Annotated in this window: 11 protein-coding genes; 7 read left to right on the forward strand and 4 right to left on the reverse strand. The window is 77.4% G+C overall.

What is annotated here, in order from left to right; translation table 11 throughout:
• The first annotated feature begins 35 nt into the window (after positions 1–35).
• The 6 genes from ACF08D_RS04785 (at position 36) to ACF08D_RS04810 (ending at position 6930) form a co-directional block, all read left to right on the forward strand.
• The gene (locus ACF08D_RS04785; protein ID WP_392221062.1) at positions 36–932 is read left to right on the forward strand and encodes an SDR family oxidoreductase; all 897 of its coding nucleotides are present in this window, start codon (positions 36–38) and stop codon (positions 930–932) included.
• Positions 933–1126: 194 nt separating this feature from the next.
• Positions 1127–2458: a polyprenyl synthetase family protein gene (locus ACF08D_RS04790; RefSeq protein WP_392221063.1), complete on the forward strand. Its 1332-nt coding sequence runs from the start codon at positions 1127–1129 to the stop codon at positions 2456–2458.
• Entirely contained in the window at positions 2455–3987 is a 1533-nt protein-coding gene (gene crtI / locus ACF08D_RS04795) for a phytoene desaturase family protein (RefSeq protein ID WP_392221064.1), read from the forward strand. The genes ACF08D_RS04790 and crtI overlap by 4 nt, the downstream gene beginning before the upstream one ends.
• Complete coding sequence (locus ACF08D_RS04800) at positions 3984–4994, forward strand: phytoene/squalene synthase family protein (protein WP_392221065.1); 1011 nt, start codon at positions 3984–3986, stop codon at positions 4992–4994. Before crtI ends, ACF08D_RS04800 begins: the two co-directional genes overlap by 4 nt.
• Entirely contained in the window at positions 4991–6037 is a 1047-nt protein-coding gene (locus ACF08D_RS04805; RefSeq protein WP_392221215.1) for a DUF5914 domain-containing protein, read from the forward strand. The genes ACF08D_RS04800 and ACF08D_RS04805 overlap by 4 nt, the downstream gene beginning before the upstream one ends.
• Before the next feature lie 206 nt (positions 6038–6243).
• Positions 6244–6930, forward strand: coding sequence for a hypothetical protein (locus tag ACF08D_RS04810; RefSeq protein WP_392221066.1), 687 nt, complete (start codon positions 6244–6246; stop codon positions 6928–6930).
• A gap of 65 nt (positions 6931–6995) precedes the next feature.
• Here ACF08D_RS04810 and ACF08D_RS04815 read toward each other — a convergent pair whose 3' ends face one another.
• The 4 genes from ACF08D_RS04815 to ACF08D_RS04830 form a co-directional block, all read right to left on the reverse strand.
• Entirely contained in the window at positions 6996–8546 is a 1551-nt protein-coding gene (locus tag ACF08D_RS04815) for an FAD-dependent oxidoreductase (protein WP_392221067.1), read from the reverse strand.
• Positions 8543–9796, reverse strand: a complete 1254-nt coding sequence (locus ACF08D_RS04820; RefSeq protein ID WP_392221068.1) for a lycopene cyclase family protein — start codon at positions 9794–9796, stop codon at positions 8543–8545. Before ACF08D_RS04820 ends, ACF08D_RS04815 begins: the two co-directional genes overlap by 4 nt.
• A 179-nt stretch (positions 9797–9975) precedes the next feature.
• A complete protein-coding gene (locus ACF08D_RS04825) occupies positions 9976–11241 on the reverse strand; it encodes an NAD(P)/FAD-dependent oxidoreductase (protein WP_392221069.1) in 1266 nt (421 codons plus the stop codon).
• 139 nt (positions 11242–11380) lie between these two features.
• The gene (locus ACF08D_RS04830; protein WP_392221070.1) at positions 11381–12466 is read right to left on the reverse strand and encodes a MerR family transcriptional regulator; all 1086 of its coding nucleotides are present in this window, start codon (positions 12464–12466) and stop codon (positions 11381–11383) included.
• A 162-nt stretch (positions 12467–12628) separates the two neighbouring features.
• Here ACF08D_RS04830 and ACF08D_RS04835 point away from each other — a divergent pair, with 162 nt between their 5' ends.
• The gene (locus ACF08D_RS04835) at positions 12629–13261 is read left to right on the forward strand and encodes an RNA polymerase sigma factor (protein ID WP_392221071.1); all 633 of its coding nucleotides are present in this window, start codon (positions 12629–12631) and stop codon (positions 13259–13261) included.
• Positions 13262–13274 lie beyond the last annotated feature (13 nt).

The following is a 13274-nucleotide window of genomic DNA, read 5'->3' on the forward strand; positions in this document are numbered from 1 at the left end:
GCCCCGTGGTTCGCGCCGCGCCGAAGGGAGTCGCCATGACCACCGCGACCTCGGTGAGCCCGCTGCGCGGCCGTACCGCCGTGGTGACCGGCGCCGCCCGGGGCCTCGGCGAGGCGATGGCCCGCCTGCTGTCCGCCCGGGGAGCCAGAGTCGCCCTGCTCGGCCGCGAGGAGGAGTCGCTCGCCCGGGTGAGCGACTCCTTGCCCGGCGAGGCCCACTGCTACCAGGTGGACGTCACCGACGACACCGGGATGGCCCGCGCCGCCGCCGAGGTGCGCCGCCGGCTCGGCCCGCCCGCCGTGGTCGTCGCCAACGCGGGCGTCGCCGAGGGCGGGCCCTTCCCCGAGTCCGACCCGGCGACCTGGCGGCGCGTCATCGAGGTCAACCTGATCGGCAGCGCGATCACCGCGCGGTCGTTCGTGCCCGACCTCCTGGCGACCGGCGGCTACTTCCTCCAGGTCGGCTCCCTCGCGTCGATCGGCGCCTCGCCCCTGATGAGCGCGTACTGCGCCTCCAAGGCCGGCGTCGAGTCGCTCGCCCACTCCCTGCGCGCGGAACTGGCCCACCGGGGCGTCGGCGTGGGCATCGCGTACATCAACTGGACCGACACCGACATGATCCGCGACGCCGACCAGCACGCCGTGCTCCGGGAGCTGCGCGGCCACATGCCGCCGCCCGCCCGCAAGGTGTACCCCGTCGAGCACGTCGCCGGCCGGCTGGTCACGGCGATCGAGCGGCGCCGCCCCACCGTGTACGTCCCGGCCTGGCTGCGGGCGACCCAGCTCGTCCGGGCGGCGATGCCCGCGGTGGTGACGGCGCTGTCCCGGAGGGAACTGCCCCGGCTCGACGCCCGGGACCCCTTCGAGGCGACCGGCCTGCTCGGCCCGGGCGGGCGCGCGGGCGCCACGACGGGCCCCGGCGCGCCGCGCTGACCGGAACGTGGCGCACCCGGGAGATCTCACCGGTGCGCCACAGGAGTGAGCCGTGCGCCGCCGGTGAAACGAGCGGTGACAGGAACGGGCAGGCATCGATGCATCCAGGGACGGCCCCCGGGCCGAAACACCAGGTGCCCATGCGGCGCGAACGACAGGTGCGCGCCGGCGGGCGCGACGAAGGGGGTCTGCACGTGCTGGGAACGCGAGCGACGACGGCCGGCGAGCTGTGCCGCGGCGAGCCGGGCTCCGACGGTACGCCCGACCGGACCGGCGCGCCGGGCTCCGACGGTACGCCGGACCGGCCCGGCGAGCCGGGTACGGCCGGTGCGGCGACGGAGACCGGCGCCCCGGGCACGGCCGCTGCGGCGACGGAGGCCGTCGCCCACGTCCTGGCCGGGCACCTCGGCGAGCGGCTCCGCGAGGCCCGCGCCCTCGACCCGGTGTTCGCCCGCGACGTGGCCGGGCGGCTCGACGCGTTCGTACGGCGCGGCGGCAAACGGCTGCGGACCGCCTTCGTGTGGTGCGGCTGGCGGGCCGCCGGCGGGGGGCCGGGGCCCGAGCGGGTGCTGCGCGTCGGCGCGGCCCTGGAACTCCTCCAGGCGTGCGCGCTGATACACGACGACCTGATGGACGAGTCGGCGGTCCGGCGCGGCGCGCCGTCCGTGCACACCGACTTCGCCCGGATGCACCGGGCCGCCGGCATGAACGGTTCGGCGGAGGCGTTCTCGGCCGCCGCCGCGGTCCTCACCGGTGACCTCGCCCTCGCCTGGGCCGACGACCTGCTGACCGAGGTCGCGCTCGGCTCCCCGTACGGGCACGCGCTGCACCGCGAGTGGCGGGCGATGCGCGCCGAGATGGTCGCCGGGCAGTACCGCGACGTCCACGCCCAGGCGACCGGCTCGTCGGACCTGGAGGAGGCGGTGACCATCGCCACCCTCAAGAGCGCCCTCTACACCGTGGAACGGCCGCTCGCGCTGGGCGCGCTGCTCGCCGGCGCCGGCGAGGACACCGTGGCCGCCCTCCGCTCGGCGGGCCGCTGCGCGGGGCTCGCCTTCCAGCTGCGGGACGACCTCGACGGGGCGTTCGGCGACCCGGCCGTCACCGGCAAGCCCGCCCACGACGACCTGCGGGCCCGCAAGCTCACCTATCCGCTCGCGGTCGCGGCGCGCCTCGCCGCCGAGTCGGGACACCACGAGGACGCCGACGCCCTGCGCCCCGGCGGCGGCCCGCGCGACGACGAGGCGGTCGCCCGGATGCGGGCGGCCCTCGAACGGACCGGCGCCCGCGAGGCGGTCGAACGGCGGATCGCCGAACTGGCCGCCGAAGCCCGGCACCACTTCGCCGAGAGCGGCGCGGGGCACGACGCCGCCCGGGAGTTCTCCGCGCTGGTGGAGCGCGCGACGGGCGCCGCCCCCGCGGCCCGTACCGCCGAACCCGCGGCCCCGGCCCGTACCGCCGAACCCGCCCCCGCGGCCCGTACCGCCGAACCCACGGCCCCGGCCCGGCAGGGGGAGGGCGCGTGAGGACCGTACCGGGACCGGTGGACCATGTCGTCGTGGTCGGCGCCGGGCTGTCCGGCCTCGCGGCGGCCCTCCACCTGCTGGGCGCCGGGCGCCGCGTCACCGTCGTCGAACGCGAGGCCGGTCCCGGCGGGCGCGCCGGCCTCCTGGAGCGGGCCGGCTACCGCATGGACACCGGGCCCACCGTCCTGACGATGCCGCACCTCGCCGACGAGGCGTTCGCCGCCGTCGGCGACAGCCTGTACCGCCACGTCGAACTGACCCCCCTGCACCCCGCCTACCGCGCGCATTTCGCCGACGGCTCCCGCATCGACGTCCACACCGACGCCGAGGCCATGGAGGACGAGGTGCGCCGCTTCGCCGGAGCCGCCGAGGCCGCCGGCTACCGGCGGCTGCGCCACTGGCTCGAACGGCTCTACCGGGCCCAGATGCGGCGGTTCATCGACACCAACTTCGACTCGCCCCTCACCCTGCTCCACCCCGACCTCGCCCGCCTCGCCGCCCTCGGCGGCTTCGGCCGCCTCGGGCCGCGCATCGGGTCCTTCCTCTCCGACCCCCGCCTGCGGCGCGTGTTCTCCTTCCAGTCGCTGTACGCGGGTGTCGCCCCGGCCCGGGCCCTGGCCGCGTACGCCGTCATCGCGTACATGGACACGGTGGCCGGCGTGTGGTTCCCGCGCGGCGGGATGCACGCCCTGCCCCGGGGGATGGCCCGCGCGGCGGCCGGCGCGGGCGCCGCGTTCCGCTGGTCGGCCGAGGTGGAGACGCTGGAACGCTCGGCGGGCCGGGTACGCGCCGTGCGCCTGGCGTCCGGCGAGCGGATCGCCTGCGACGCGGTGGTCCTCACCCCCGACCTGCCGGTCGCGCACCGGCTGCTGGGCCGGGCGCCCCGCCGGCCCGTACGGCTGCGGCACTCGCCCTCGGCCGTGGTGCTCCACGCCGGAACCGACCGCACCTGGCCGCACCTCGCCCACCACACGCTCTCCTTCGGCGCCGCCTGGGAGCGGACCTTCGACGAACTCACCCGCACCGGCGAGCTGATGAGCGACCCGTCGCTGCTGATCACCCGCCCCACCACGCACGACCCGGAGCTGGCGCCCCCCGGCAAGCACCTGCACTACGTGCTCGCGCCCTGCCCCAACACCACCACCGGCCCCTCCGCCCGCGCCTGGGGCGACCTCGCCCCGCGCTACCGCGACAGCCTGGTGGCCGAACTGGAACGCCGGGGCCTGGACGGCTTCGGCGACCGCATCGAGGAGGAAGTCCTGGTGACTCCGGCCGACTGGACCGCCCACGGCCACGCCGCGGGCACCCCCTTCTCCGTGGCGCACACCTTCGCCCAGACCGGCCCCTTCCGGCCCCGGAACCTGGTCCGCGGGTACGACAACGTCGTCCTCGCCGGCTGCGGCACCACCCCCGGGGTGGGCGTACCGACCGTCCTCGTCAGCGGCAAGCTCGCCGCCGCCCGCATCACCGGCGATCGCGCCCGCGCCCCGCACCGTACCCCCGCGACCCCCGGGAGGCCGGGCGCATGACCCGACGCGAACTCGACACCGCGGGCATCACCGACCCGGGCCTGCGCGCCGACTACAGCCGGTGCCGGACCCTCAACGCCCGCCACGGCAAGACCTACTTCCTGGCCACCCGGCTGCTGCCGGTCGAACGGCGGCCCGCCGTCCACGCGCTGTACGGCTTCGCCCGCTGGGCCGACGACATCGTCGACGACCTCGACCGGCGGCAGCCGCCGGCGGACCGCGACCGGCTGCTGCTCCGCCTGGAGCACGACCTCGCGCACGCCCTGCGCCACGGCGGCGGTGGCGAACCGGTGGTACGGGCCGTCGCCGACACCGCCGCCCGCCACCGCATCGACCCCGGCCTGTTCGCCGAGTTCATGGTGTCCATGCGCAGCGACCTCAGCGTCACCGACTACCCCCGCTACACCGACCTGCGCCGCTACATGCGCGGCTCGGCCGAGGTCATCGGGCTCCAGATGCTGCCCGTCCTCGGCACGGTGGTGCCCCGCGAGGAGGCGGAACCGCACGCCGCCGCCCTGGGCGTGGCCTTCCAGCTCACCAACTTCCTGCGGGACGTGGGCGAGGACCTCGACCGGGGGCGCGTCTACCTGCCCGCCGACCTGCTGGCCGCCCACGGCGCCGACCGGCCGCTGCTGGAGTGGAGCCGCCGCACCGGCCGGCGCGACCCGCGCATCCGCGCCGCGCTGCGCGCCGCCGAGGACCTCACCCGGGGCGTCTACCGCGACGCCGAACCGGGGATCGCCATGCTCGACCCCCGCACCCGGCCCTGCATCCGCACCGCGTTCACGCTTTACGGCGGCATCCTGGACGCGATCGCCGCCGACGACTACGCCGTCCTGCACCGCCGGGCGGTGGTGCCGCGCCGCGAGCGGGCGCGTACGGCGGCGGGCGCGGCCCTGAGCATCCTCGGGGCCCGCCTGCGCCACCGGCACCCGCGACGACCGGCCCCGCCGGTGCGCGGAACCATGACCCAGGGGGAGGAAGCGACCAGGTGGACGACGAGCTGACCGGACACGGCGGCGGACGAGGGGCCCGGGCGGCCCGCTGGACCTCACCGCTGCGGCTGCGCCGCGGCCCGGGCTGGGCGGACCAGCCGCCGACCTGGCGGGAGGCGAGGCCGGCGCTGATCGCGGACGCCCTGAAGCGCGCCAAGGCCCGGCCGTCCGGCAACTGGTTCGTCGCCGGCGCCTCCCGCGACCTCACCCCCGGCCGCCCCCACGGCCGTACGCTCGCCGGGACCGAGGTCGTCCTGTGGCGCGCCCCCGACGGGGCGCTGCGCGCCGGGCCGGGCGTCTGCCCGCACCTCGGCGCCCCGCTGCGGGACAGCCGCGTAGTGTGCGGCACCCTGGTCTGCCAGTGGCACGGCATGGCCCTGGACGGCGGCCCGTTCGCCGGCTGGGAGCCCTTCCCGGTCCACGACGACGGGGTGCTCGTTTGGGTGCGGCTCGACGCGGCCGGCGGCGAGGAGCCCCTGGAACGCCCGGTGATCCCGGTGCGGCCCGACCCGCGCGGCGCGGTGGAGGCCGTCTGGACCGGCGTGGGGCGGTGCGAACCGGAGGACGTGGTCGCCAACCGGCTCGACCCCTGGCACGGCGCGTGGTTCCACCCGTACTCCTTCGTCGACCTGCGCGTGGTGAGCGCCCCCGGCGGCCGGGGCGAACCGGCCGGCGGTGGCGAAGGCGACGGTGACGGCTTCGAGGTCGAGGTCTCCTTCCGGGTCGCCGGGCGGATGGTCGTCCCGGTGCGCGCGGTCTTCACCGCCCCGGAACCCCGGACGGTCGTCATGCACATCACCGAGGGCGAGGGCGCCACGTCCGTGGTGGAGACCCATGCCACGCCCCTCACCCCGGAGGGCGCGGCCCGCCCCCGGACGGCCGTCGTGGAGGCGGTCGTCGCCGCCTCCGGGCGGCGCGGTTTCGCCCTGGCCCGCGCCGCCGCGCCGGCCCTGCGCCCCCTGATGCGCCGCGCGGCGGGCCGTCTGTGGCGGGACGACCTGGCATACGCGGAACGCCGCTGGGAGCTCCGGAGCACCGGGCGCTTCCCCGGCTGACGGGCCCTCAGAACCCTGGCCGGGCGGCACCCGGCCGTGCCTCACGCGCGCGTGGCCCCGTACACCCGGTGGGTGTCGTCGGCGTACGCTTCCGCGAAACGCAGGGCGAGCCGGCCCTGGTCGAGGGTGCCGCCGCCCTCGGCGAGTTGGCGGACGCGCCGTGCTGCGCCGGCTCGAACCGGCCGGGAAGGGCAAGGAGCCGCACCATGCACGATCCCGCGGCCGAGCACGGTGAGACCGTCTTCGACTTCGGTGTGACCGCGCTCGGCGCGTCGTTCCACGGGGACTGGGTGCTCGACGCCCAGGACGCACTCGACCACGTCCGGACGTATCTGGGCACGGAAGGCGACCCCGCCGGGCTGGTCCTGCTCGTCGAGGACCTCCTGCGGCTGCGGGACTCCGGGCTCGACGACGACGAGCTGGCCGCGCTGTGGCACGCCACGGACCCGCCGCTGGGCGGCGCCCCGGTGATCCGCGGAGACGCGCGGGGGTGGCTGGACCGGCTGCTGGCCGTGGTCGTGCCGCTGGCCCGGGCGCGTGGCGCGTCGAAGGCATCCTGTACGACGTACCCCCCGTGCGCCGGGGACGGCACGGACGCGGCGGGGCACCGGCGTCTCGCGCCGGAGGTGGTCGAGCTGGTCGCCCTGCTCGACCCGCGCGCGGAACACCACGAACCGGTCGGCACCGTGCGGCGGGCGCTGGTGCGCTGTGCGGAGACGGTCTGCCCGGAGCTGGCGTTCCGCTTCCTGCTGCACGCCGCGAACGGATACTGGTCGCGGCTGACACCGGAGACGTTCGGCCGGCTGGAGCGCGCCGGCACGGCGTTCGGGTACGGCCCCCATGTCGTGGACGCGGTCCGCCACCTCGTCGACCGACGCACCGGCGCCAGGTGACCACGGGCCCCCGGCCGGACGGCACCCGGCCGGGGCCCTCGCGCGCGTGGCCCCGCCCGCTCCGGTCAGCGGCCCAGGGATGCCAGGGCGCGCAGGGCGCGGGTGCGGCCCGTGCGGGGGACCGTCCACAGGCCCTGCCCCCGTACGCCCCACCCTTCGAGCAGGGCGTTCGCGGCGAGGAACCCGGTCGTCGCGGCGCGCTCCATCAGGGCGACCGGCAGGTCGCAGCGGACCGTGTCCCCGGCCATCACCAGCCGCGGGTGCGGCGTGCGCACCGCAGGGCGCCGCTCGTAGGTGCCCGCCGGGAACAGCGGGCAGTCCGCCCGCCATTCGTGCCGCACGTCCACCACGCGCGCGTCCCGGGTCTCCGGGTACACCTCGTACAGCCGCTCCAGGAGCCGGTCCTGCACCTGCTTCGGCTCGGCCAGGGGGTCCACGGCGTAGGCGTGCAGCTCCACCACCGAGCCGCCGGTGCGGGCGGCCCAGCGCGCCGACTCGCCCTCCCAGCGGTCGAGGACGCTCACATTGTCCAGCCCCCCGTACCCGCTGGTGCCCAGGAAACCGGGGCGGTCCCGGCGCACCGGGCGGTCCAGCCAGTAGCGCGAGACCAGGAACGGCGGCGCCGTACGCAGCGCCGCGACGTCCTCCCGCCAGCCGCCGCCCCCCGGCCCGCCGAGGTCCGGCGACCCGCCCACCACATGGCGCAGCCCCGCGACGTCCAGGGCGAGCACCACCGCCTGGTGCCGGTCCCGCGACGCGCCGCCGGTCACCACCTCGAAGTCGCCGCCCTCCAGCGGGACCAGCGCGTCCACCGCCGTACCGGTGCGGACCTCCGCGCCGAGCGCCGCCAGCCGGCCGCCCAGCGGCTCCCACAGCGCCTGGGGGAACGGTTCGGAGGGCACGTCGAACAGCAGCCCCTCGGACGACCCGAGGAAGTAGATGTGGAACATCACCATCAGCTCCGCCGCCGACAGTTCGCGCGGATCGGCGAAGAAGCTGCGCGAGAACACCTCGAACGCCAGGTGGTGCGCCGCCTCCGGGAAGCGGATCCGCTCCAGGAAGGCCGCCGCGCCCATCCGGTCGAAACGCGCGTACGTCTCCGGCACCCGCACGTCGAGCAGCGGAAGCGCCGCGCGCGGCGCCATCGCCGCCAGGTCGCGCAGACCGAACGACGGGCTGAGCGCGGCGAACCCGACCGCGCTCCACGGCGGGGTCCTCGGCACGCGCGCGAAGCTGTCCGTCAGCCCCCGGCTGTGCCGCAGCGGATAGTCGGGCAGCGGGACGAGCCCCGCCAGCGCCGGATCGGTCCGCCGCAGCAGGGCGCGCAGGTTGTAGTACTGGCGGAAGAAGGCGTGGAAGCCCCGGCTCATGGTCACCTCCGACCCGTCCGCCAGCCGGGCCGGCCACCCGGAGACCCGGCCGCCGAGCACCGGCTCCCGCTCGTACAGCGTCACCCGGGCGCCGCGTTCGGCGAGGACGGTGGCCGCGGCGAGGCCGGCGATGCCGCCGCCGGCGACGGCGACCCGGGGCGCGTCCGCGCCCGTGAAGCGGGGATGGCCCGGGGCGGGCGGCAGGAACTCCGCCCTGCGGTCACGGCCGAGCGGGGGAGTCGTCATGGGCGGCTTCCTTCGGAGCGGGCGGGCCGCGCCACCGGGTCGGCGGCACGGCGGGGGAGGAAGGGGAGTTCGGCGACGGTACGCAGCATGGGGCCGACCGGGGTGCGCAGGCCGATGCCGAACTCCTCACGCGGGGAGGTCGTTCCGTCCAGGAAACGCAGCAGCCGCTCGGTGGGCACGTCGCGGAACAGCCCGGTGAAGAACCGGGGCCCGTCGATCCGGCCCGCGTCCAGGGCCCGCAGCAGTACGGCGTCCATCGCCACCGCCCGGCGGGAGTGGGGGCGCGGCACCGCGTCCGTACCGTCGCCCAGGGCCGCGGCGATGGCCCGGCTCTGCCGCTGCACCGCTGCGAAGGTGTAGCCGGTCGAGGGGCGTGTGGCCCCGCCGGCCGTACCGATCCGGAAGACCCGCGCCCCGCCGCGCCGGGGGAAGCGCCCGTCGGTCATCGGGATCACCCCCTGCTCGGCCGATTCCACGGTGAACGGCCCCAGCCGCAGCACCTCGGCGGCGTACCGCCCGAGCGCCGCCTCGTACGCCTCCGTGGTCAGCGGCGCCCGGGAGAACTCGGTGTACTCCACCAGGGCCCGGTCCGGGGCGAGCGGCAGGACGTAGCCGAACGCCATGCCGTGCCCCGGCTGCGGTACGCGGAAGTCCATCAGGTCCGCCACGTCCGGGTCGAAGCGCGGCGCGGCGGTGCGGACGTACCAGCCCCGGAAGTGCTGGAGCAGGGTGGTGCGGCCGGGCGGCAGCCGGCCCGGGGGACGGGAGTCGAACGCGTACCGCCCGCGCAGCGTCAGCGGCCGGCCGTCCGGTGCCGTGCAGCGGACCTCGGCGCCGCCGCCCGGCGCGTCCCGCACCGTGTGCGCGGTCGCCCGGACGAGCCGTGCCCCGGGATCGGCCTCCAGCCGCTCGTGGACGAGCCGTTCGAAGGGCACCGACCGCAGCATCCGGTAGCGCAGCGGCGCGGGGTCGCACCACACGGGCGTGCCGTCCGGGCCGTGCACCCGCAGCCGGGACCAGGAGGCGGTGACGGCCTCCTCGTACTCGCCCGGCCCCGCGTCCCAGTGGCACCAGGTGCGCTCCGCCGGGCGCAGCGGCCCTTCGGGCGCCTCCACCACGGTGACCTCGGCCGCGTCCGTCCGGCGCAGCCAGTGCGCCAGGCTCAGCCCGGCCGCGCCCCCGCCCACGACGACCACGCCGTGCGCCCCGCCGCCGCCCGCCATCTCCGTACGCTCCCGTCCTGTCGTCATCTCCCGGCGCGCCCGGCGCACTTCGGTGCCCCGTGCCGCCCGTGCCGCCCGTGCCGCCCGTGCCGCCCGTGCCGCCCGTGCCGCCCGTGCCGCCCGTGATGCCTTCGGTACGGCGCCGCCGCCCGGATGCATCAGCTGTACCGGCTGCACCGGACGCCTCACCTGCACCGGCGGCCGGCTCAGCCCGCGCGCACCCCGCCGGCCGCGCGGTCGGCCAGCACCTCGCGCGCCGCCCGGGCACCCGACGCCAGCGCGCCCTGCACCGACCCCGTGGCGCGGTGGTCGCCGCACACATGGCGTCCCGGCGCCACCCGGGTCGGGCGGCTCAGCGGCCACGGCGGCACCATCGCCGGAAGGGCGCCCTCCACCGTGTACACGGCCACGCTCCGCCAGCCTGAGGTGTCGGCCTCGTGGAGCACCGCCAGCCGGTCCAGCACCTCCCGCTCGCGCCCCGGCAGGTCCGGGCCCAGCACGGACGTGGAGACCAGGGCCGTGCCGGACGGGGCGTACCCGGGCGCGACGGCGCTGAGGACACAGCTGTTGAGGACCGTGCCGGAGCTGTCGGTCACCAGGGTCGGCCCGGTCGCGGGCGGTGCGCCGGTGGCGTGGTAGTACGTGGTGACCGTGCGCGTTTCCGGGACCTCCAGCCCCGGCAGCAGGCGGGCGGCCGTCGCCGCGTCGGTGGCCACCACCACCTGGGCCGCCGCCCGTTCGCCGCCGTCCGCCAGCAGCACCCCCGCGTCGGTCAGGGAGGCGACCGGGGTCCCCAGCCGCAGGACGCCCTCCGGCAGATCCGCGGCCAGCCGGTCCGGCACCGCGCCGATCCCCGCGGAGGGCAGGCAGAGCGTGCCGCGGAACATGCTGCGCCACACCAGGTGGAAGAAGCGCGCCGAGGTCTCCAGCCGGTCCTCCAGGAACACCCCGGACAGGAAGGGCCGCAGCAGCTCGTCGACCGCGCGCCCGGTGAACCCGGCACGGGCGAGCGCCTCGGCGGTCGTCCGGTCGGCGCCGTGCCGCAGCAGCCGGGTCGGCAGCAGGGCGTCACGGGCGGTCAGCGCGGCGAGCGCGGCCAGGTCCCGGCCGGACGGCGGCCGCCCCGGCAGCAGCGCGGCGACCGCCCGGGCGTCCCGGGTCGGGTCGGCGACCCGGACCGGACCGCTCGGCGTACGGGCGACGAAGCCGGGAGTGAACGGCCGCAGCCGCAGCTCGCGCAGCGGGAGGCGCCGTTTCACCTGCGGATAGGAGGTGTTGAAGACCTGGAAGCCGCGGTCCAGCAGGAATCCGTCCCGGCGGTCGGTGCGCATCCGCCCGCCCACCCCGTCGGACGCCTCCAGCAGTTCGACCCTCAGTCCCGCGGCGCTCAGGTCGTGCGCGCAGGCCAGCCCGGCGAGCCCGGCGCCGACGACGACGACGTCGGGCGGCGGCGCGTGCCGCTGATCGGTCATCGGTGCTCCCGTCCCTCCTGCCGCCCGCGCGGACGGCGGTCCAGCCGACCACGTTCCGGCGCCGGATGCCAGCAACCGCCACGGGCGTCGCCCCATCGGAGTGCCCGCCCCGGCGCGGTCCACACGCCCGGGCGGCCGGTCAGGCGCGGACGGCGGACTCCAGGGCGTCCAGCGCCTCCGCCAGCCCCGGCGGACGCGGCAGTCCCGGGACCGCCCGGCCCGCCCAGCCGGGTCCGAGGGTCAGCACGACGGGCCGCCGCCGGGCGCCCCGTACACCCCACTCCATGGCGGCGACATGCCGGGCCAGCGCGGGACTCGCCGTCGTCCGGGACTGCGCCCACAGGCCCACCGCGGCCGGGCCGGTCCGCCGTACGGCCTCCATCAGCGCCCCGACGGGCATCGCCGCCCCGTACATCCGCACCGACACCCCCCGCCGGGCGAGCGCCGCGGTCAGTGCCTCCAGCGCCAGGGTGTGGTTCTCCCCGGGTACGCAGGCGAGCAGCACCGTGGCGCCGGGCGGACCGGACGGCAGCGGCGGCGCCGCCCTGCGCAGCGCCCCGGAGACGTGCCAGGACAGCAAGTGCTCCACCTCGACGTACCGTTCGCCGGAGGTCTCCCACTTGCGGCCGACGGCCTGGAGCGCCGGCACGACCACCTCGTTCCACGCGGTCACCAGGCCGTGGGCGCCGATGACGTCGGTGAGCAGCGTGTCCACGGCCGGTGCGTCCAGGCGCAGCGCCGCCCGGGCCAGGCCCCGGCACTCCTGGCGCACATCGCCCAGCCGCAGGCCGGTCCGGGCGCGCCCGGCGGCCCTGCGCGCCCGCTCGGCGACCCCGTCCGGTCCCTCCGGATCGCGGGTCGTGGGGACCATCTCCGGGACGGGGACGGTCTCGGGGACGGGGACGGTCTCCAGGACGGGGACGGTCTCCGGTGCCGGGACGGGGGAGGGGGCGGGGACCGCCCCGAGCCGCGGGGCCTCGCCGTCCAGGGCGACCCGGGCCGCCTCGGCGGGCGGGACCCCGGTGGCCGTCAGGGCGCACATCTGTTCCAGGCGGGCGATGTCGGCGGAGGTCCACCGCCGGTGCCTGCCGCCCGCGCGGTCGGTGGGGCCCATGCCGTAGCGCCGGTCCCAGGAACGCAGGGTGGTGGTGGCGACCCCGAGGCGCCGGGCCACCTCACCGGTCGTCAGTCCGGCCTGCTCGCCGGTGTCTCCGTTCCTGGGCACCCGCACAGGCTACGACGCACAAACGACGCATGTTGCGTGCGTCGTTTGTGCGTCCAAGACTGATCCGCGCGGTGCCCCCGAGGCGCCCGGACCGCATGAATCCCCTCGCCGCCCGGGCGCGTCGGCGCGCCGTCCGGACGGCCCGGCAGGAAGACGTGACCCATGAGCACGAGCACCCGCCCCGTTCCGCGTGCACCGGAGACGCAGGCGTGGTGCGAACAGGACCTCGAAGAGGATCTGGCCCGGGGCCTGCTGGCCTCGGACGAGACCGCGTTCGCCGCCATCTACCGGCGGTACAGCCCGCTCGTCCACACCCTGGCCGCCCGCTCGCTCGGTGACGCCCGGGAGGCCGAGGACGTCACCCAGCAGGTCTTCCTGGCGGCCTGGCGCGGCCGGGCCGGCTTCCACCCGGAGCGCGGCGCGCTCGGCGCCTGGCTGGTCGGCATCGCCCGCCGCAAGACTGTCGACGCCCTGGCCGCCCGGACCCGGCGCCTCCGGCTCGCCGACGCCGCCGCCCGCGCGGCCGAGGCGACCGTACGGCACCCGGCGGGCCCGGCCCCGGACCATGTGCCGGACCGGGTCCTGCTGATCGACGAACTCTCCCGGCTGCCGCGCCCGCAGCGCGAGGTGCTGTGCCTGGCCTACTACGAGGACCTGACGCAGAGCCAGATCGCCGAGCGGATCGGCCTCCCGCTCGGGACGGTCAAGAGCCACGCCCGGCGCGGCCTCCACCGGATGCGCCACCGCATCGAGGCGGCCTCCGGCACCGAACCCGTGCCGAAGGCCGCCTGTTAGCGCCGCCGGCCCC

It is taken from the genome of Streptomyces sp. NPDC015131 (genome assembly GCF_043079975.1).
Classification (GTDB): domain Bacteria; phylum Actinomycetota; class Actinomycetes; order Streptomycetales; family Streptomycetaceae; genus Streptomyces.

Excerpts from the sequence above, each read along its gene's own strand:
- ACF08D_RS04815 (WP_392221067.1), bottom strand. The coding sequence starts at position 8,546 with ATGACGACTCCCCCGCTCGGCCGTGACCGCAGGGCGGAGTTCCTGCCG.
- ACF08D_RS04835 (WP_392221071.1), top strand. The coding sequence starts at position 12,629 with ATGAGCACGAGCACCCGCCCCGTTCCGCGTGCACCGGAGACGCAGGCG.
- ACF08D_RS04825 (WP_392221069.1), bottom strand. The coding sequence starts at position 11,241 with ATGACCGATCAGCGGCACGCGCCGCCGCCCGACGTCGTCGTCGTCGGC.
- ACF08D_RS04810 (WP_392221066.1), top strand. The coding sequence starts at position 6,244 with ATGCACGATCCCGCGGCCGAGCACGGTGAGACCGTCTTCGACTTCGGT.
- ACF08D_RS04800 (WP_392221065.1), top strand. The coding sequence starts at position 3,984 with ATGACCCGACGCGAACTCGACACCGCGGGCATCACCGACCCGGGCCTG.
- ACF08D_RS04820 (WP_392221068.1), bottom strand. The coding sequence starts at position 9,796 with ATGACGACAGGACGGGAGCGTACGGAGATGGCGGGCGGCGGCGGGGCG.
- ACF08D_RS04785 (WP_392221062.1), top strand. The coding sequence starts at position 36 with ATGACCACCGCGACCTCGGTGAGCCCGCTGCGCGGCCGTACCGCCGTG.